The organism is Mesorhizobium sp. Root102, from assembly GCF_001425625.1.
In the GTDB taxonomy this organism is placed as follows: domain Bacteria; phylum Pseudomonadota; class Alphaproteobacteria; order Rhizobiales; family Rhizobiaceae; genus Mesorhizobium.
This window is the reverse complement of sequence record NZ_LMCP01000046.1, coordinates 56,810-76,315: the sequence shown is the minus strand read 5'-3', so window position 1 is coordinate 76,315 and position 19,506 is coordinate 56,810. Positions and strand designations below refer to the sequence as shown.

The following is a 19,506-nucleotide window of genomic DNA, read 5'->3' as shown; positions in this document are numbered from 1 at the left end:
TGACGCCGCCGGGGGCCGTGTGCCACCGGCGGCGTTGCCGCATCAAGGGCTGGGAAATCATCGATGAGCGCGACCGACGTCCACCGCGCGCCCGCGCTTTCACCGGAGGCAGCCATAGTCGATCGACACTGGCGCGACCTCGCCGCGCGGCGGCGCCTCTACACGGTGGGAGGCCTGCTTTTCCTGCTGCTCGCACTCTCTGGCTCGCTATGGTTCGCCAACGAAACCAACGCCGGGAAATTCTTCGACCGCCTGCCTTACATCGCCGACTTCTTTATCGACATGAAGCCGCGCGACTGGTTCGAACCCGTACGCGCGCTGTTCGACCTGCCGTCGCCCTATGACGATGGCAGCCTGCAATTCGACTACCCGGAAGGCCGGGTCTACCTGACCCAGAGCATCTACATTCCGGAGTATTTCTACCGGATGGTCGAGACGCTGAACATTGCACTGTTTTCAACGCTGGTCGGCTCCACATTCGGTTTCCTGCTCTGCTTCTCCGCCGCAAGCAATATTACGGCCAGTCGCTGGTTGCGCTTCACCACCCGCCGTTTCCTAGAGATTGTCCGCGCCTTCCCCGAAATCGTCATCGCCGGCTTCTTTCTGGCGATCTTCTCGCTTGGCCCCATTCCCGCGATCATGGCGGTCAGTATCCATACCGTGGGCGCACTCGGAAAAATGTTCTTCGAAGTTGTCGAGAACGCTGACATGAAGCCCGACGAAGGCCTGCGGGCTGTCGGCGCCAACTGGGTAGAAAGGGTATGGTTCGGCATCGTGCCGCAAGTCCTCCCTAACTTCATGAGCTATTTTCTGCTTCGCTTCGAGATCAACGTGCGCGCTTCGACCATTCTCGGCGCCGTCGGCGCGGGCGGCATCGGTGAATCCCTGCGCCTTTCGATCAGCCGGGGTCATGAGGCCAAGACAATCGCCATCGTCTTTTTGCTGTTGTGCACGATTGTCGTCGTCGACCAGTTTTCGGCATGGCTGAGGCATCGCCTTGTCGGGAGACAGGCGTTCACATACGGACGCGGAGAGTAACGCAATGGAGACCGCTGCCATCAACGACATTGTTGCCCGCCATCCGGACGCGTTTCGGCGATCGGCATGGAGGCGCTATGCCACCCCCATCGGCATCCTCCTGTGCATTCTTTATAGTTTCTATTGCTGGTGGTTCTTCTCGATCGGCATCGTTCTCGAAAAGGCGAACTGGAATCTCGCGAGCGCCTATCTCGCGGACTGGGTATCTTACGAAATTCGCCCGGACATCGAATTCAAGGACAATTATCTGGAGATCAACTACTCCCGCTTTTCCAAGCTGGGGTCCAACCCCAATCCGGAATGGGTGGTCAAGCAAACCGCGGTGGTCGAGCAGCGTGCAGACGCAAAAAAAATGGCACCGGCGGTCGCATCCGACAAATCGTCGCACGATTCGTTCATGGCCGCCAGTGCTCCGACTGCCGACAACCCGGCTACCTTGCCGCAGCAATCGCTTCCAGCCGCGCCCGAAACGGTGCGCAAAGAAACCGTCGTTACGGCCGACATTGTCTTTGGCAACGGCCGAATCGCCATCACGCCAAAACTCGTCACGGTGACGCGCGGCGCGCAAAGCATCGTCTTCGATATCGCCAGGGACAAGTCCGTCACACCGCGGACGCCGCTGCCTGACTGGATCGAGCAACGCAGGCCCGGCTCCACAGCCTACATCTCGTTCGGCTTCTTTGGCCGTGCTGAAATACAAAGTGACGAAGTCATTGCCTGGCGGCGTTTCCTAGGTTGGGCGAATTTTGTGTTCGACACCAATTCTCCTTTCTGGGGGAAACCGTTCGGCGAGGTGGCTTCGCTGATCGCCTCCGGGGCACGCATCGACCCGAAGCGATCAAACGCTGCACTTGCCTGGGACAACATCGCAAACAACGCCGAATGGCAGCATGGCGACGTCTGGCTGAAATTGCTGCAGACGATCGTCATGGCCTTTGTCGGCACGGTGCTGGCCTCGGTCGTCGCCTTTCCACTCGCCTTCCTGGCTGCCCGCAACATAACGCCGAGCCGGATAGCCAACCAGACGACCAAACGCTATTTTGATTTCCAGCGCTCGGTCGACATGCTGATCTGGGCGCTGTTCTTTACCCGCGGCTTTGGTCCGGGGCCGCTGGCCGGCATGTCGGCTATCTTCTTCACCGACACCGGAACCCTGGGCAAACTCTATTCCGAGGCGCTGGAGAACATCGACGACAAGCAGCGCGAGGGCATCCGCTCGGTGGGCGCCACGCCAACGATGGTGCAGCGCTACGGCGTGCTGCCTCAGGTTCTGCCGGTGTTCCTTAGCCAATCCCTGTATTTCTGGGAATCGAACACGCGCTCGGCGACAATCATCGGCGCCGTCGGCGCCGGCGGTATCGGTCTCAAATTATGGGAAGCCATGCGCACCGGAACCAACTGGGCCAATGTTTTCTACATGGTACTGTTGATCTTGGTTGTGGTTTTTGTCTTCGACACCATCTCCAACTATCTCCGCCGCAAACTGATGGGGACCGTCGGAAACGGCAATGACGAGCGGCCGGTGCGCCTGCTGCCGGTGGCTTAGACCAATCCCGAACCGAAGGCGGCGAAGCAAAGGTGGAACCGGTTTTGCTTCGCCGCCCGTTGGTTTGCGTCTCAGGCACCGGCCTTCTTCCAGCCGTTCCTGATATGCTTGTAGCCGTCGCGATAGACGGCTTCCGGGCTTTCGGAAAAATCGCGCCACACCTTGGTCGCCGCCGCCAAATCCTTGAGCGAGCGGCCGAACGCCTCGATCGTCAGCCAGTCGTCATAGCCGCTCTTGCGGATGGCGGAGAATGTCTCCTTCCACGGAATGTTGCCGCGCCCGGGCACGCCGCGATCGTTCTCAGAGATATGGATATGCACGACATTCCGGCGGTGTTTTATGTAGGCGCCGATCGGATCGGCCTCCTCGATATTGGCGTGGAAGGTGTCGTACATCGCCTTGATGTGCGGCCGGTCGATGGCGTCGATATGCTCCGACAAATCTGCCATCGTGTTGAGGAGATAGCATTCGAAGCGGTTGAGCGCCTCGAGCCCGATGGTGACGTTCCTCTTGCCGGCATGGTCGCCGATGGCGCGTTGCGAGGCGACCGAGCGCTTTTTCTCGGCGGCCGTTGGCCCAGCGCCGGAAAAGGCGCCGAGCGTCGAATGCAGCGGGCCGCTCAGCGTGCTGGCGCCGAGTGCATTGGCGCAGTCGATCGCCCATTTCATGTAGTCGACACCGGCCTTGCGCGTTGCCGCATCGGCTGAGATCAGGTTCATCGCCGGATCGCCCATTGCCGAAACCGCGGTCCGCTCCAACCCGATGCGGTCGAGCAGTTCGCCGAGCCTTTTATAGTCGTCCGGTGTGCCGCCGAAGATCGGTATCTCGACGCCATCGAAGCCGGTCGTCTTGATGTCGCGCAGCAACGGCTCGTGCTTCTTCGACACCGCCGTCGTCCACAAGAACATGCACATGCCGATTTTCATCGACGCCCCTCCCCTTTGGCTACCGGTTGGTCCTCCGCCGGCTTCGTCATAAGCACCCTCATCCGGCAGCTTCGCGGCCACCTTCTACCCGCGGGGGAGAAGAGCTGAACGCCAGCGCCGACGATCTCCTCTCCCCTCGGAGAGAGGTCAGATTGCCCTGAATTGCCTTTGCAATTCGGTTGGCAATCCGGGTGAGGGGGATCCTCGTTCCCGCCGCGCGACTAAAGCTTCGTCCACGCCCCATTCTTCTTCGACGACTTCACGCAAGCCTCGATGAAGGCCATGCCTTCGACGCCATCGTGAATGGTCGGGAAGACGACATCCTTTGCCGGCTTGCCGCCTTTGCGCCGCGCCGCCCGGATGGCGCGCGCGGCCTCCTGGTAGATGTTGGCGAAGCCTTCGAGATAGCCCTCGGGATGGCCCGACGGCACGCGGCTGACACGGCCCGCCACTGGCAGCGCGCCGGCACCATTGCGGGTGATCAATTGCTTCGGCTGGCCGAACGGCGTGTACCAGAGATAGTTCGGGTCGGCCTGCACCCATTCCAGCCCGCCCTTGGAGCCATAGATGCGCAGCTTCAGGCCGTTCTCGTGGCCCGGCGCCACCTGGCTTGCCCAGATCATGCCCTTGGCGGGATGCGTCTTGCCGGCAGGCTTGAAACGCAGCATGACGTTGACATTGTCATCGAGTAGGCGCCCCGGCACGAAAGCGTCGAGATCGGCTGAAAGGGAATCCAGTTCCAGCCCGGAGACAAAGCGGGCGAGGTTGTAGGCATGCGTGCCGATATCGCCCAGCGCGCCGCCGGCTCCTGCCTGTTTCGGATCGCCGCGCCACGCGGCCTGTTTCTGGCCGGTAGCAGCCAGGTCCTCGGTCAGCCAGTCCTGCGGATATTCCGACTGCACGATGCGGATGTCGCCGAGCACGCCCTTGGCGACCATCTCCCGCGCCTGCCGCACCATCGGATAGGCGGTGTAGTTGTGCGTCAGCACGAACACCTTGCCGGTCCTTTCGACCACGGCGGCCAGCTTCTTCGCCTCTGCCAGTGTGGTTGCCAGCGGCTTGTCGCAGATGACGTGGATGCCGGCCTCGAGGAAAGCCTTTGCCGCCGGTACATGCACATTGTTGGGCGTGACGATGGCCACCGCCTCGATGCCATCGGGGCGCTTGGCCTCGGCCTTGGCCATCTCGGCATAGGACGCATAGCTGCGGCTCGGATCGAGGCCGAGTTCGGCCGCTGAAGCCTTCGCACGAGCGGGGTCCGATGACAGCGCGCCGGCGACCAGCACGAAGTCATTGTCCAGGCGCGCCGCGATCCGGTGCACCGCGCCGATGAAGGCGCCTTGCCCGCCGCCCACCATGCCGTAGCGGATCGGGCCGCCTCCCGTTTCCGCCTTCGATGCGCCGACCATGTCTTTCTCCCTCGTTGTTGCTCACCCCCCTTGAGAGGAGGTCGATCCGCGCAGCGGATCGGGTGGGGTTGCCGGGCGTAGAGCGCGGCGTGAACCGACCCCGCCCGGCCCTTCGGGCCACCCTCCCCTCGAGGGGAGGGAAGACCGCGTCAGATACCCATCATGGCGCGCAGCACTTTCTTGTCCGTAGCGCCACCGGCAAAATCGTCGAATGCCTTTTCGGTCACCCGGATGATGTGGTGCTCGATGAACGGTGCGCCCTCTGCCGCACCATCCTCCGGATGCTTCAGGCAGCACTCCCATTCCAGCACCGCCCAGGAATCATAATTGTACTGTGTCAGCTTGGAAAAGATGCCGCCGAAATCCACCTGTCCGTCGCCCAGCGAACGGAAGCGGCCAGCGCGGTTGGTCCAGTTCTGATAGCCGGAATAAACGCCTTGCCGGCCGGTCGGATTGAACTCGGCGTCCTTGACGTGGAACGCCTTGATCCGCTCGTGATAGATGTCGATGAATTCGAGATAGTCGAGCTGCTGCAACAGGAAGTGCGACGGATCGTAATTGATGTTGCAGCGCTTGTGGCCGCCGACCGCATCGAGGAACATCTCGAAGGTCGCGCCGTCGAACACGTCCTCGCCGGGATGGATCTCGTAGCCGACGTCGACGCCATTGTCTTCATAGACGTCGAGGATCGGCTTCCAGCGCTTGCCGAGTTCGGCGAAGGCTTCCTCGATCAGCCCGGCCGGCCGCTGTGGCCACGGGTAGAGATAGGGAAAGGCTAGCGCTCCGGAGAAGCTCACCGAGGCCTTCAGGCCGAGGTTCTTCGACGCCTTGGCGGCGAACTTCATCTGTTCGACCGCCCATTTCTGCCGTGCTTTCGGATTGTTGTGCACCGAAGCGGGCGCAAAGCCGTCGAATTGCGCATCATAGGCCGGATGCACCGCCACCAACTGCCCCTGCAGATGCGTCGACAGCTCGGTGATCTCGACGCCGGCGTCAGCGCAGATGCCCTTTACCTCGTCGCAATAGGCCTTGGAAGAAGCTGCCTTCTCGAGATCGAACAGCCGCGCGTCCCAGGTCGGGATCTGCACGCCCTTGTAGCCGAGACCGGCAGCCCATTTCGTGATCGACTCCAGCGAGTTGAACGGCGCGGCGTCGCCCGCGAACTGCGCCAGAAACAGTCCAGGGCCCTTCATTGTCGTCGGCATCGGCATCCTCCCTCATTGTTCTCGCGACCGAGCATAGCGCCGATTGGAAGCAGGGCCAGCCACTTTGGTCTTTTCCCAATGGGCGCTTGCAGGCGCCACTATTCTGGTATTACCAAATATGCGAATTTGGTCAAGCCTGGCGATGCATCGTCAAGGCCCCACGATCACACGAGATAGGGATATATATCTCAATATAATCAAAGAAGTAATTCGTGCACAAAGTCGCATTCCCGCACTTCTTGCCGTCCCGCAGAATTTGCTGTAGACCTCCCTTCAGGCCCAATTGGTCGAACCAGTTTGAGAGAAAAGGCTGGGGATGCCTTGGGGAGGAACCGTTGCGTCGCCTTTTGGCGATGCATGTCGCAGGCGAACCATAGAGACGATTGGGAAGGACAGACGATGCATCTTTCGACGCACAACTGGATGCGCGCGGAACCTTTGGAGACGACGCTCAAGCGCATCAAGAAATTCGGCTATGAGTCGATTGAGATTTCCGGCGAGCCTGAGCAGTACAAGACCAAGGAGACGCGGGCGCTGCTGAAGGAGCATGGCATCCGCTGCTGGGGCGCGGTGACGCTGATGCTGGGCGAGCGCAACCTCGCCGCCAGGAACCAGGGCCAGCGCGAGCGCTCCGTGCAATATGTCAAGGACGTGCTGACCATGGTCAGCGAACTCGATGGCGAGATCATCACGCTGGTTCCCGCGACGGTCGGCAAGGTGGTGCCCGACGGCACCGAGGAAGAGGAATGGAAGTGGGTTGTCGACGCCACGCGTGAATGCTTCACCCATGCCAAGAAGGTCGGTGTCAAGATCGCCGTCGAGCCGCTCAATCGCTTCGAAACCTACCTGTTCAATCGCGGCGCCCAGGCCCTGGCACTGGCCGACGCGGTCAGCCCCGAATGCGGTGTCTGCCTCGATGCCTACCACATCCACATGGAAGAATTTAACGTCTATGACGCGATCCGGCAGGTCGGAAAGCGCCTGTTCGACTTCCACGTCGCCGACAATAACCGCTTTGCCGCCGGCCTTGGCCAGATCGACTGGCCTAAGATCGTCGCTACGTTGCGGGATATCGGCTACGATGGCGCGCTGACCAACGAATTCGTAGCCCCCGTAGACCGGACGCCGGCGGCCCCCTATCCCGACATGGTCGAGCGCAATCCGGTCGACATCTCACCCGAACAGCTGAAGTTCATCCAGGACCACGGCTCCAGCGTGCTCACGGAAAAGTTCTACACCGACCAGATGCGCATCAACGCCGAAACGTTGCTGCCGCTGATCAAATAGCCGGCTGCCTGTTGGGGAATTTGCCCTTTCCGCCCTGACCGGCGGCAGGGCTGGGGAAGAATATGCGCATCAAGACCGTCCAAGCCTGGTGGGTCCGCATCCCGATCGAAGCCGCTCGGCAACACCGCAGCGACTTCGGCCAGGTGACGACCTTCGACGCCGCCATCCTGCGCATCGAGACCGATGACGGGTTGGTCGGCTGGGGCGAAGGCAAGAACGCCGCCGGCAGCGCCGGCAGCTACGGCGCGCTCGTCCACATGCTGAACCATGAGGTCGGGCCGCAATTGATCGGGCGCGATCCGGCCGACATCGGCGTCATCTGGGAGATGCTCTACAATGGCGGTCGCCACGATAGCGCCGCCCGCGCCGGCCACGCCATGCCGCAGCTGGCGCGGCGCGGCATGAGCATCGCCGCCATCAGTGCCGTCGACATCGCGCTGTGGGACATCCTCGGCAAATCGCTTGGCGTGCCGGTCTGGCGGCTGCTCGGCGGCCGCAAGCTCGATCGCATGCCGGCCTATGCATCCGGCGGCTGGGCGGCCGCCGGCGCCATCGGCGAGCAGTTGAAATCCTATATCGCCAAGGGCGGCTTCAAGGCACTGAAGATGCGGGTTGGCGCCATGGACGGCGCGGCACACATTTCCGCCACCCGCGTCCGCGCCGCACGGCAGGCGCTCGGCCCCGATGTCGAGTTGATGGTCGACGCGCACGGCACCTATACGGTGGCGGAAGCCAAGCGCTTCATTCACCTCGTCAACGATCTGGATCTCGCCTGGTTCGAGGAGCCTATCATCGCCGACGACAAGCCCGGCATGGCCGAAGTGCGGGCATCGGGCTCCGTTCCGATCGCCACCGGCGAAAGCGAGGCTACACGCTATGCCTTCCGCGACCTTGCTGTGCTGAAGGCCGCCGACATCTTCCAGCCCGATCCTGCCTTCTGCGGCGGCATCAGCGAGGCGATGAAGATCGGCACCATCGCCAGCGCCTTCAACCTGCGCTTTGCACCGCATCTGTGGGCCGGCGCGCCCTGCTTCTTCGCCGGCTTGCATGTCTGCGCCGCCTCGCCGTCGAGTTTTACCGTCGAATATTCGCTCGGCGCCAACCCGATGATCCATGACCTGATCGAAGAGACTGTCGAAGCCAAGGACGGTATGATAGCGATCCCGGAAGGACCGGGTCTGGGATTCACCATTTCGGAGCGGTTCCTGGAGGCGCACGCGCAACGCGGTTGACGATGAAAGAAAAGAACCTTCTTGCGGAACTCGCCGCCTACCTGTTCTCCCATTCGGACAAGGAGACCGGCCGAACGCCGTCGGAACGTGAACTGGCGGAGCATTTCGCTGTCAGCCGCGGCCAGATCCGCGAGGCGCTCGCCATCCTCGAAGCCATGCGCATCGTCGAGCGCCGGGCCAAGTCCGGCATCTACATCGACACCAAGCAGGCCAGCGTCGAGGCGATGGCGCTGTTCGCGCGTGCCGGCCTGCCGCTCGACCCGATCCAGATCTACGAGACGGTCGAACTGCGCAAGATCCACGAGATCAAGGCGGCCGAGCTCGCCTGTTCGCGGGCCACCGAGGAGAATTTCGAGCGGCTGCGCGAAATCCTGAAAGCTTCGGAAGAGCGCATCGCGGTGGGCGAAGGCCTTGCCAGGGAAGACCGCGAATTCCACCTGGAGATCGTGCGCGCCACCAAGAACAGCGTCTTCCACAATGTCTGCAGCGTCTATTACATGATGGGCGAACAGCGCCTGCCGATTTATTTCAACGACCCGGAGCGCAACGTGCGCTCGCATGCCGAGCACATCCAGATCTATGAGGCGCTGCTGCGCCGCGATGGCAATCTCGCCCAGGCTTTGATGAGCGCCCATCTGCAAGGCGCCGAGAGCTACTGGAAAGGCCTGATCGAGGGCCATGGCGAAGAATCACAAAGCCCGACGCTCGAAAGAGCCTGACCGACATGGCCCGGATCCTCACGACCCACCCTCTGCACCCACGCGCCTCGGCCATGCTGGCCGGCGCCGGAGAGCTCGTCGTCGCCTCCGCCATCGACCCAGCCACGCTGGCCGCCGAGACGAAGAATGCCGACATCGTCATCGTGCGCGCTCCGCTGCCGCCACAGCTGTTCGACGGCGCGACGCAGCTGAGGGCGGCAATCCGCCATGGCGCCGGGCTCGACATGATCCCTATGGAAGCAGCGACCGCCGCCGGCGTGCTGGTGGCGAACGTGCCGGCGGTCAATGCCCGCTCGGTTGCCGAGCACGTCATGTTCGCGGCGCTCGCCCTGCTTCGCAACTTCCGCGTCGTCGACCGCGACCTGCGCACCAAAGGCTGGCTTGCCGGCCGCGAGCACGCCAACTCCAACAGCGAGCTCGCCGGCAAGACCATCGGCATCGTCGGCCTCGGTGCCGTCGGCCAGGCGGTTGGCCATATCGCCGCGCACGGCTTCGACCTGAAAGTGGTGGCAACGACGCGCAGCATGCAGCCAGCGCCGGAGAAGGTCGGCTTCCTGTCGATCGACGCGCTGGTCGAGCAGAGCGACATCATCGTTCTGTGCTGTCCGCTGACACCGGAGACGCGCGGCCTGATCAACCGTGAGCGGATCGCCCGCATGAAACCGCATGCGCTGCTGATCAACGTGTCGCGCGGGCCGGTCATCGATGACGACGCGCTGATCGAAGCCTTGCGGAAGCGCCGTATCGGCGGTGCCGCGCTCGATGTGTTTTCGACGCAGCCGCTGCCGTCGAACCATCCCTATTTCGGCTTCGACAATGTCATCATCACGCCGCACATGGCCGGCATCACCGAGGAATCGATGATGCGCATGGGCGTCGGCGCGGCTGGCGAGGCCCTGCTCGTGCTGGCGGGCAAACTGCCGGTCAACCTGCGCAATCCCGAAGTGGTCGATCACTATCGGCGGCGGTTTCCAGCGAGCGTGTAACACATCGCTGTTTCGCCCCAATTCTCGGCGACGCTGAGCTCATGTTCACTCTGCGCTTCGCGTCTCTGGTTGTTGCTTCTTCGATCTGCGCCTCGCCGTCGCTCGCCGCGACCCGGAGCAGCGATTATGTCTATTGCGGCAATGGGATCGTCTGCATCAGGGCCCCCTGTCCGTCGGGTAATGCGCTCGATCTCGCCACCGGCAAGATCGTCAAGGGCGTGGCGCTGAACACCACCGAATTGCGGCCGCTGAACAGATCCGCACCCGACCTCTCCGACAAGCTCTATGCGGGAAAGCTCGTCGTCCGAGGATCTATCCAGCATCGCGGTGAAACGAGCGATCCGCCGATGCTGGTCGTTACCGATATCGAACGCGCCTCCAAGACAGGCGAGCGCAAGCGCTGCGCGGCGCACTGATTGCCTATCTCAGGCATACTGCCGTCAGAACAGCCGCTCGATTTCAGCAGCAATCCGCAACAGGCGCCGGTCATGCCCGTTGCGCGCCACCAGCATCAATCCGGCAGGCAGCGTCATATCAGGCATTGGCAGCGAGATCGCACAGAGGTCGAACTGGTTGGCGACCTGCGTGTTGCGCAGCAGCAGGCCTTCGGTGCGGTCGCGCAGCTCGGCGTCTTCAGTCATCGAAACAATTGTCGGCGCCGTCACCGGTGTGGTCGGCAGAGCCAGCACATCGACCGACGCCAACCGCTCGTCCATGGCAGCGACGAGTGCTGTGCGACGGCGTAGCGCCCTGATGTAAATAGGCATCGGCAGCATTACTGCCCGCGACAAAGGCCCGCTGACGTGCGGGTCGACCGGCACCGATGCCCCAGTCGCCAGCCAGTCCGCATGCACTTCGGCCCCTTCCATCGCCGCGATCGAACCACGTTTGGTGGCCGAACGCATGTCGGCAAGCAGATCATCGATCGACAGGTCCGCGATCCGCGACCCTGTCTGCTCGATCTTGCCAAGGCTGCGATCGAACGCGGCGGTGACCTCACTTTCGGTGTTTTCGAAAAGGACACCGCGCGGGATGCCAATGCGAAGCCCTGCAAGGGCAATCGGCGCCAGCGCGGTCGGCACCTCGCCGGCCATCACAGCGTCGGCAGCGGCACACCGAGCGACGGTTCGGGCAAGCGGACCGATCGAGTCCAGCGAGGCGGACAGCGGGAACGCGCCGGCGAGCGGCACGCGCCTCGCCGTCGGCTTGAAGCCGACGACGCCGTTGAGCGATGCCGGTATGCGCACCGAACCACCAGTGTCCGAGCCGATGGCGATGTCGCAAGTGCCTTCACCGACGGAAACGCCAGCGCCCGAAGACGAGCCGCCCGGGATGCGGCTGGCATCCATCGCATTGCCGGGCGTGCCATAGTGCTGGTTGTCGCCGATCGCGGTGAAGGCAAATTCGGTCATGTTGGTCTTGCCAATGATCACCGCGCCGGCCTGCCGCAGCCGGTTGACGATGGCGGCATCGCGCAGGGCGGGCGCGGCTGTCCTAAGCATCAGCGAGCCGGCCGTGGTTGGTTCGCCGCTGACATCGAACAGGTCCTTGATCGAGACAATCGTTCCATCGAGCGGCCCGAGCGTCACGCCGGCCCGTTGGCGCGCATCGCTGGCGTCAGCCGCGGCCCGTGCGGCTTGGGCATAGAGCTTCGTGAACACGCGCTCTTCACTGGCACGGGCAGCGAGGCGCGCAAGGACGATTTCCAGGTGATCACGGACTGATTGCATTTTCGGTGTCGGACTCCAGACGCCTTGAACGTCCTTGGGGCATGGCTTGCCGAGACTTAACCCGGCGCAGGCGGTTTTGCACCCTGTCGAATACGAGGAAAATCCGATGCTCTACAAAGGCAGCTGCCATTGCGGCAAGGTCGCCTTCGAATTCAAGGCCGAACTGACCGACGCCGTGCGGTGCAATTGCTCGATATGCTCGCGCAAGGGCGCCCTGTTGTGTGCCATCCCGCACGGGACCTTGCAGGTCCTGGCCTGGGGCGACGATCTCGGCACCTACACATTCGGCAACCATGCCATCGCACACCGTTTTTGCCGCGGCTGCGGCATTCATGCCTTTGCGGAGGACGTTCGCGAAGGCAGCGAACGCAGCGCCTACGTCAACGTCAATTGCATCGCCGATCTCGACCCTTCCACCTTGTCGATCTTCGACTTCGACGGGCGCGCTGTCTGAGCCGGCCGGTGGCGGCGTATGTCGCGGGTCGTCGAGACATCACAACGGCGACGGCCCGAAAACCCTGATGGTTCTCGGGCCGGCGCGCAATGTCACGGAGGTCTGATTTGCGTCCAGGCTACTCGGCGCGTTGCGGGCCGCGCAGGAACACCACGATGGCCGCCAGCAGCGTTGCCGCGCCGCAATAGGCGAAGGCGCTGGCGACGCCGGCATGGTCGACCAGCAGGCCGCCGAAGACGGCGCCGAGCGCGATCGCCACCTGGAACGTCGCCACCATCAGTCCACCAGCGCTTTCGGCCTGATCGGGCGCGGCCCGCACCAGCCAGCTCTGCAGCCCGACCGGCACTGCGCCGAAGGCAAAGCCCCAGACCGCAACGGCGGCAGCGGCGACCGTGGGCGAAGCGCCGAAAACCAGCATCGAGGCGGCTGCCAGAGCAATCAGCAGGGGCGCCAGCGCAACGGCTGCCTTGAGGCTGCGTTCGGCCAGGATGCCGCCGGCGACATTGCCGAAGAAGCCGCCTATGCCATAGGCCAGCAGCACCAGCGAGATCGTCGCGATGTCAAGCACGGGCACTTTCTCAAAGAAGGGACGAACATAGGTGAAGCCGGCAAAATGTCCCGAAGCGACCAGCAGCACGACCAGCAAGGCCACCCTGATCGACGGACGTTCCAGCACGTCGAGCAAGGTGCGGAAGCTCGCCACACCCATGGGCGGCAATTTCGGAATGGTGGCCAGTTGCACCAGCAACGCCAGGGCGGCAACGACAGTGGCGATCATGAAGGCAGTGCGCCAGCCCCAGATGTCGCCGACATAGGCGCCGACCGGCGCCGCGCAGACTGTCGCCAGCGAAACGCCGGTGAGGATGATCGACATGGCGCGTGGCATCAGCCGCATCGGCACCAAACGCAGCGCCATGGCCGCCGACATCGCCCAGAAGCCGCCAAGTGCTACGCCGAGCACGACACGGGCAAGCAGAAGCACGGGCAGCGATGAGGCAAAGGTGGCCAGGAGATTGGACAGGATCAGGAACACCGTCAGCATCCACATCACCAGCCTACGGTCCATGCGTCTGGTAATGATGGCCATGGTGGGTGCGGCAATGGCGCCAACGATCGCGGTTGCCGTCACCGCCTGTCCGGCCACGCCCTCGCTGACGCCGAGATCGCGCGCCATCGGCGTCAGCAGGCTGGCGGGCAGAAATTCAGCCGTCACCAGACCAAACACCCCAAGTGCCAGCGAGACTACGGCACCCCAGGCCGGTTCGGTCCGTTCATCGGAGTCTGCGGGGTTCAGAAGAGCAGCGTCGATGACGCCTGTCGCGGGTTCGGCCATGGTCAGTCTCCGATATGTTTGCAGCGCAGCATTTGGCTGCAATGCAACATAGGGAGTGACCACCTGGAGTTTCCATGCTAGAAACCCCATCATGCTTGACCATTCGTCCAAAATTCCAATCACCGGCGACCCGCTCACCGACATATTGCGCGGCCTGCGCCTCGACGGCGTCGAATATGGTCGCTTCGAACTGAAGGAGCCTTGGGGTATCCAGTTTCCGGCCCAGCCGGCGGCGCGGTTTCATTTCATCGGCCGGAAAGGCTGCTGGCTGAAGCAGCCGTCCGGCGAATGGGTGGAACTCAACGCAGGCGATGCGATCCTGCTGCCGCGCGGTGCGGCCCATGTGCTTGCCAGCGAACCCGGCGCGCAGGCCTGGCCGATCCACGGCTACGAAGTCGAGGAGGTCTGCAAGGACGTCTACTGCATGTCGAACGAAGGCATGTCGGAGTGTTGCCGGCCGGGCACCCTGTTGTTCTGCGGCAGCATGTACTTCAATCTCGATGGCCTGCACCCCCTGCTCGGCATGATGCCGGACGTGATGCGCACGCATGAGCTGGAGGCCTATGAGCCCGGCATTCCGCATCTGCTGGAGTCGATGGCGCGCGAAGTGACGATGGAGCGCGTCGGTTCCGGCGGCATCCTGGCGCGGCTGGCTGACGTGCTTGCCGCCACCGTCATACGCTCATGGGTCGAGCGCGGCTGCGGCGACTCGTCCGGCTGGATCGCCGCGGTCAGGGACCGCGAAATCGGCCGCGTGCTGGCCGCCATCCATCTCGAACCGAACCACGACTGGACGGTCGAGTCGCTGGCCCGGATGATGGGCGCCTCGCGATCGGGATTTGCCGAGCGCTTCGCCACCATCGTTGGCGAAACGCCGGCAAAATATGTCACCCAGGTCAGAATGCATCAGGCGCGACAGTGGCTGGTCCGCGACAGGATGAAAATCTCCGTCGTTGCCGCGCGTCTCGGCTATGAATCGGACGCCGCCTTCAGTCGCGCCTTCAAGCGCGTCATCGGCTCGGCGCCCAGCCACCTGCGCGCCGAGGAACAGGCTGATATCCGCCAGGCCAGCTGACGCAGCACGGAGGCCGCGACGGGCTGGTGATTCCAGGCTAGAAATCGGCGTGGTCTTCACCTCATCCAGGACTATCTTGCCGGCCCCAGGCGGTGCGCTGACGACGCCTGCCTCTCCGACACCGAAGCGTGATCCTGCTGATCAACGCCGCGCCTTATGAGACCTACCTGCTGAAATAGGCGGGCCTATGACGCGTGCCGCAAGCTGACGCCGCTGCCTTTGTCGAACAGCACCACCTTGTCCGGGTTCCAGGCGAAGCGCACCGCTTGCTCGATGGCGACATCGGTCCTGGCCGGAACGGTGGCACGCAGTGTCGCGTCGCCGACGCGTAGCGTCAGGATCTTTTCGACGCCATGGTTCTCGACATCATGGACGCGCGCTTCGACCGGCGCGCCACTCTCGAGATAGACATCCTCGGGACGAATGCCGAAGACGAGCGGGCGACCGTCGGTCGCCGCACTCGCCTTGGCTCCCCCTGAAAAAGGCAGCTCGAAATTCAACGGCGCCATCACCGCGCGGCCGTTCACCAGCTTGCCGTCGATAAGGTTCATCGGCGGCGAGCCGACGAAGCTTGCGACATAGGTGTCGCGCGGGTTGTTGTAGATCTCGTGCGGCGTCCCGGTTTGGACGATGCGGCCATGGTTGAGCACGCCGACCATGTCGCCCATCGACATCGCTTCGATCTGGTCGTGGGTGACAAACAGGAAGGTGGCGCCAAGCTGCATTTGGAGATTCTTGAGTTCCGTGCGGAGCGCCTCGCGCAGCTTGGCGTCGAGCGCCGACAGGGGCTCGTCCATCAGGAATACGCGCGGCTTGCGCACGATGGCGCGGCCGATGGAGACGCGCTGCATCTCGCCGCCGGACAGGCGGTCGGTCTTGCGGTCGAGCAGATGCTCGATCCTCAGCGTGCGGGCGGCGCGGTCGACACGATCCTTGATCTCGGCGTCGGGCAGCCGGCGGATCTTCGGCTTCAGCGGGAACTCGAGATTTTCGCGCACAGTGTAGCGCGGATAGAGCGAATATTGCTGCAACACCAGCGCCACGTCGCGCTCGGCCGCACCCCAGTCGGCGACGTCGACGCCGTCGATGAAGACCTGGCCTTCACTGGGCTTTTCCAGCCCGGCGATCAGCCGCAGGGTCGTCGTCTTGCCAGCGCCCGTCTCGCCCAGCAGCACGAAGAACTCGCCATCGGCGATGTCGAGATCGAGGCCGGTCAAGGCGGTGTGATTTCCGAAGGTCTTCGAAATATTCTTGAGCTGGATATGGGCCATGGTCAGTTGTCTCGATGCTGTTCGAGGGCGGTCTGCCCTCCGCTATGGCTCCGGGCGTTCGACTGTTCGAAAAGCCAAATCGTTGGCTTCTCGCGACCTTCGGCGGTCACAGTCTCACCTCCAGCGACTTGCCGCTCGCCGTGTCGAAGAAATGCGCCTGGGCCGGATCGATCCTGGCGAACACCTTCTCGCCGGGGCCGCTGACGAAGCCGCTCTTGGTGCGTGCGCGCAGCATCTTGGACCCGACCTTGAGGTCGACGATGTCGAAGGAGCCGAGCGGCTCGACGATCTGCGTCTCGACCGGCAGGAACCCCTCGGCCGCATCGCGGCGGATGAGGACGCCTTCCGGCCGGATGCCGAGCGCCAGTTGGCCGCCGGCATGGCCGTTGAGCTTCGACAGCAGCGCCCGCGGGAATTCAAAGCCGGAGGCAGCCCCGCCGACCGTCACCGAGACCGAAGACGCCGTCTCCGCGACCGCCGCGTCGGCGACGTTCATCACCGGACTGCCTACGAACTGCGCCACGAACAGGTTTGCCGGACGCGAATAGACCTCGTCCGGCGAACCGACCTGCTGCAGCACACCTTCATGCATGATGACGATGCGGTCAGCGAGGCTCATCGCCTCGATCTGGTCGTGCGTGACATAGATGGTGGTCGAGCCCTGCTTGATGTGAAGCCGCTTGATCTCGGCCCGCATTTCCTCGCGCAGCTTGGCGTCGAGCGCGCCGATCGGTTCGTCCATCAGCATCGCCTTCGGCCGCCGCACCAGCGCCCGGCCGATGGCCACGCGCTGCATGTCGCCGCCCGAAAGCGCCGACGGCTTCTTGTCGAGCAGGTCTAATATTTGCAGAGTCTTGGCGACCGAGCGCACTTCCGAGTCGATCTCGGCCTTGCTCTTGCGTGTAGCACGCAAGGGAAAGGCAATGTTCTCGTAGACGCTCATATGCGGGTAGAGCGAGAACGACTGGAACACCATGGCGATGTCGCGGTCGGCGGCCTTCAGATGCTGGATCGGCTTGCCGTCGATGAGGATGTCGCCCTCGTCGATCGTCTCCAGTCCGGCGATGGCGCGCAGCGTCGTCGTTTTGCCGCAGCCCGACTGGCCGAGCAGGACGATGAACTCGTTGTCGCTGATCTTCAGGTTGAGGTCCTTGATGACCTGGACGGCGCCGAAGAATTTCTGGACGCCGCGAAGCTCGATCTGGGTCAATGCTGTGCTCCCGGATTTCGCACCTGGCCGGTGCCGGCCTTCTCCTCAGGCGCGATCTTCGAGGTGATGTTGAAGCCGATCAGCCCGATCAGGATGATGGTCAGGCCATAGGTGTGCAACAGCAGGTTCCAGGGCTGGCAGAGCGCGATGATGCCGAGCACCATCAGCACCTGCGAACCGGGCTCCAGATATTTCTGATTGATGGCGCGAAAGCTCATTTGCGGATCGCTCCGAAGGACATGCCGCGCAACAGATGGTTGCGAAGCAGGAAGGTAAAGATTGCGACGGGCAGCAGGAACAGGAAGGTTCCGGCGGCAATCACCGTCCAGTCCGGCAGACCGGAGCCGACCTGGCTGGGGATGAACGGCGGCGCGGTCTGGGCGCGGCGGTTGGTCATGATCAGCGCGAAGGCATATTCGTTCCACGCCGTGATGAAACAGAACACGGCGGTGGCGGCGATGCCGGTGGCGGCCTCCGGCAGCACGATCTTGAAGAAGGCCTCCATGCGCGTATAGCCGTCGACGAGGGCAGCCTCCTCATACTCCTTCGGTATCTCGTCCATGAAGCCCTTCATCAGCCACACCGAGAAGGATAGGTTGAAAGCGGTGTAGAGGATGATCAGGCCGATATGGGAATCGTTGAGGCCGACCGCCCGGTACATCAGGAACATCGGGATCGCCACCACGACCGGCGGCAGCATGCGTGTCGACAGGATGAAGAAGAGCAGGTCCGCCTCCCCCTTCACCTTGAAACGCGAGAAGCCGTAAGCGGTGAACGTTCCCATGCCGACCGCCAGCACCGTCGAGGTGATGGCGATGATCAGCGAGTTCAGGAAGCGGCTTGGATATCCCGACCACTGCACCTGGTCCTTGCCGTCACGCACGATCTTCTCGCCGCCGTCGAAGACGACGCGCTCCCACCATGGGGCGGCCGCATATTCTTCCGGCGTCGGCGGGCTGCGCAATTGCGAGCGCTTGGTGAACAGCTTCACGAAGGGCGAAATTTCCGGCTGGAAGACGACCGTCGGCGGGATGGTGGTGGCGAGATTGCGCGGCTTGAACGCAGTCGAGGCGATCCAGTAGATCGGTGCCAGGAAAATGATCGTCACCATCAGAACGGCAACGATGGCGACACGGTTGAAGCCGATTTCGGAAGAAGTGCGAACGGCCGCCATCTCAGCGCTCCTTCACCTTGTTGAGGTATTTGACGTAGATGTTGGTGATGGCCAGCACCATGATCAGCACGATGTAGGCGAGCGCGCAGGAGCGCCCCGTCTGCCACTCCTGGAACGCCATCTTGTAGAGCCGGATCGAGATCAACTCGGTGGTCGGCTGGCTGGTCAGGATGTAGGCGAGATCGAAGGTCTTGAACGCTTCCATGGTGCGGAAGATGACGGCGATCATCAGGATCGGCGCGACCAGCGGCAGCGTGATGCGGAAGAAGGTGTAGAACGGCCCGGCGCGATCGATCGCTGCGGCTTCGTAGAGGTGCTTCGGCACCGCCGACAGGCCGGCCAGCGACAACAGCATGACGAAGGGCGACCACATCCAGATGTCGGTCAGCGCAACGGCGTAGAGCGCCATCTTCGGATCCGACAGCCATTCGAAGGTGCCGAGACCGAGCGCGTAGTTGATGATGCCGAAGGACGGGTCGTAGAGCAGTTTCCAGAACAGGCCGACGACGGCCATCGACAGCATCATCGGCAGCAGGAGAAGCGTCGTCAGCAGACCCTTCAGCGGGATGTCGCGGTTGAGCAGCATCGCCACGCCGAAACCGACCAGCAACTGTCCGGCGACCGAGATGATGACGTACTTCGCGGTGATGGCGAAGTTGGACCAGACATAGGGATCGTTGAGCAGGTCGCGATAGTTTTGCAGCCCGACGAAATTCGCCGGCGCGTTGGTCGACGCACGAAAATCGGTGAAGGAATAGCCGAGCGAATAGATCAGCGGAAAGATGTTGAAGACGATCAGGAACAGGACCGTCGGAATGATGAAGAGGTTGCGGATCGAAATGTCGCTGAGGCCCCGCGCGGCCGCTCTTGAAGACCTGTCCAGTGTGGTGATCATCGTGGTCGCCAAGACC

At 63.0% G+C, this 19,506-nt stretch carries 19 protein-coding genes; 9 read left to right on the top strand and 10 right to left on the bottom strand.

Annotated elements, in window-relative coordinates; translation table 11 throughout:
* Positions 1-63: 63 nt before the first annotated feature.
* Together phnE (ASD12_RS28630) and phnE (ASD12_RS28625) are read left to right on the top strand one after the other, a co-directional pair.
* Complete coding sequence (gene phnE, locus ASD12_RS28630; RefSeq protein WP_056594814.1) at positions 64-1,038, top strand: phosphonate ABC transporter, permease protein PhnE; 975 nt, start codon at positions 64-66, stop codon at positions 1,036-1,038.
* Positions 1,039-1,042: 4 nt separating this feature from the next.
* Positions 1,043-2,584 carry a phosphonate ABC transporter, permease protein PhnE gene (gene phnE / locus ASD12_RS28625; protein WP_056594812.1) on the top strand — a complete coding sequence of 514 codons (1,542 nt, stop codon included), beginning with the start codon at positions 1,043-1,045 and terminating at the stop codon, positions 2,582-2,584.
* A 71-nt stretch (positions 2,585-2,655) separates the two neighbouring features.
* Here the strand turns inward: phnE (ASD12_RS28625) and ASD12_RS28620 are convergent, their stop codons facing one another.
* From ASD12_RS28620 to ASD12_RS28610, 3 genes are all read right to left on the bottom strand, one after another.
* Positions 2,656-3,510 (bottom strand): sugar phosphate isomerase/epimerase, encoded by an 855-nt coding sequence (locus ASD12_RS28620; protein ID WP_056594809.1) that lies wholly within the window; start codon positions 3,508-3,510, stop codon positions 2,656-2,658.
* 221 nt (positions 3,511-3,731) lie between these two features.
* Entirely contained in the window at positions 3,732-4,919 is a 1,188-nt protein-coding gene (locus ASD12_RS28615; protein ID WP_056594807.1) for a Gfo/Idh/MocA family oxidoreductase, read from the bottom strand.
* 149 nt (positions 4,920-5,068) lie between these two features.
* The gene (locus ASD12_RS28610; protein WP_056594805.1) at positions 5,069-6,124 is read right to left on the bottom strand and encodes a sugar phosphate isomerase/epimerase; all 1,056 of its coding nucleotides are present in this window, start codon (positions 6,122-6,124) and stop codon (positions 5,069-5,071) included.
* Between the two features lie 399 nt (positions 6,125-6,523).
* Between ASD12_RS28610 and ASD12_RS28605 the strand changes: the two genes are divergently transcribed.
* The 5 genes from ASD12_RS28605 (at position 6,524) to ASD12_RS28585 (ending at position 10,764) form a co-directional block, all read left to right on the top strand.
* Complete coding sequence (locus ASD12_RS28605) at positions 6,524-7,411, top strand: sugar phosphate isomerase/epimerase (RefSeq protein ID WP_056594799.1); 888 nt, start codon at positions 6,524-6,526, stop codon at positions 7,409-7,411.
* Positions 7,412-7,473: 62 nt separating this feature from the next.
* On the top strand, positions 7,474-8,643 hold the full coding sequence (locus tag ASD12_RS28600; RefSeq protein WP_056594797.1) for a mandelate racemase/muconate lactonizing enzyme family protein: 1,170 nt from the start codon (positions 7,474-7,476) through the stop codon (positions 8,641-8,643).
* Positions 8,644-8,645: 2 nt separating this feature from the next.
* Positions 8,646-9,362, top strand: coding sequence for a FadR/GntR family transcriptional regulator (locus tag ASD12_RS28595; protein WP_056594795.1), 717 nt, complete (start codon positions 8,646-8,648; stop codon positions 9,360-9,362).
* Between the two features lie 5 nt (positions 9,363-9,367).
* Positions 9,368-10,348 (top strand): hydroxyacid dehydrogenase, encoded by a 981-nt coding sequence (locus tag ASD12_RS28590; protein WP_056594793.1) that lies wholly within the window; start codon positions 9,368-9,370, stop codon positions 10,346-10,348.
* 41 nt (positions 10,349-10,389) lie between these two features.
* A complete protein-coding gene (locus tag ASD12_RS28585; protein ID WP_056594790.1) occupies positions 10,390-10,764 on the top strand; it encodes a hypothetical protein in 375 nt (124 codons plus the stop codon).
* 24 nt (positions 10,765-10,788) lie between these two features.
* On the opposite strand, the gene ASD12_RS28580 is transcribed toward ASD12_RS28585, so the two are convergent.
* Positions 10,789-12,078 (bottom strand): amidase, encoded by a 1,290-nt coding sequence (locus tag ASD12_RS28580; protein ID WP_056594787.1) that lies wholly within the window; start codon positions 12,076-12,078, stop codon positions 10,789-10,791.
* A 106-nt stretch (positions 12,079-12,184) separates the two neighbouring features.
* On the opposite strand from ASD12_RS28580, the gene ASD12_RS28575 reads away from it, so the two are divergent.
* Positions 12,185-12,532, top strand: a complete 348-nt coding sequence (locus ASD12_RS28575) for a GFA family protein (RefSeq protein ID WP_056594784.1) — start codon at positions 12,185-12,187, stop codon at positions 12,530-12,532.
* A gap of 118 nt (positions 12,533-12,650) precedes the next feature.
* Here the strand turns inward: ASD12_RS28575 and ASD12_RS28570 are convergent, their stop codons facing one another.
* A complete protein-coding gene (locus ASD12_RS28570; RefSeq protein WP_056594780.1) occupies positions 12,651-13,865 on the bottom strand; it encodes an MFS transporter in 1,215 nt (404 codons plus the stop codon).
* A 91-nt stretch (positions 13,866-13,956) separates the two neighbouring features.
* Here ASD12_RS28570 and ASD12_RS28565 point away from each other — a divergent pair, with 91 nt between their 5' ends.
* Positions 13,957-14,940 carry an AraC family transcriptional regulator gene (locus ASD12_RS28565; protein WP_056594777.1) on the top strand — a complete coding sequence of 328 codons (984 nt, stop codon included), beginning with the start codon at positions 13,957-13,959 and terminating at the stop codon, positions 14,938-14,940.
* A gap of 185 nt (positions 14,941-15,125) precedes the next feature.
* Here ASD12_RS28565 and ASD12_RS28560 read toward each other — a convergent pair whose 3' ends face one another.
* The 5 genes from ASD12_RS28560 to ASD12_RS28540 all read right to left on the bottom strand — a co-directional run bounded on the left by ASD12_RS28560 (position 15,126) and on the right by ASD12_RS28540 (position 19,502).
* A complete protein-coding gene (locus tag ASD12_RS28560; RefSeq protein WP_056594774.1) occupies positions 15,126-16,211 on the bottom strand; it encodes an ABC transporter ATP-binding protein in 1,086 nt (361 codons plus the stop codon).
* Positions 16,212-16,317: 106 nt separating this feature from the next.
* Positions 16,318-17,421, bottom strand: a complete 1,104-nt coding sequence (locus tag ASD12_RS28555) for an ABC transporter ATP-binding protein (RefSeq protein ID WP_056594771.1) — start codon at positions 17,419-17,421, stop codon at positions 16,318-16,320.
* A complete protein-coding gene (locus ASD12_RS28550; RefSeq protein ID WP_056594768.1) occupies positions 17,418-17,639 on the bottom strand; it encodes a hypothetical protein in 222 nt (73 codons plus the stop codon). Before ASD12_RS28550 ends, ASD12_RS28555 begins: the two co-directional genes overlap by 4 nt.
* Positions 17,636-18,595, bottom strand: a complete 960-nt coding sequence (locus ASD12_RS28545) for a carbohydrate ABC transporter permease (RefSeq protein WP_056594765.1) — start codon at positions 18,593-18,595, stop codon at positions 17,636-17,638. The genes ASD12_RS28550 and ASD12_RS28545 overlap by 4 nt, the downstream gene beginning before the upstream one ends.
* 1 nt (position 18,596) lies before the next feature.
* Positions 18,597-19,502: a sugar ABC transporter permease gene (locus ASD12_RS28540; protein WP_056594760.1), complete on the bottom strand. Its 906-nt coding sequence runs from the start codon at positions 19,500-19,502 to the stop codon at positions 18,597-18,599.
* Positions 19,503-19,506 lie beyond the last annotated feature (4 nt).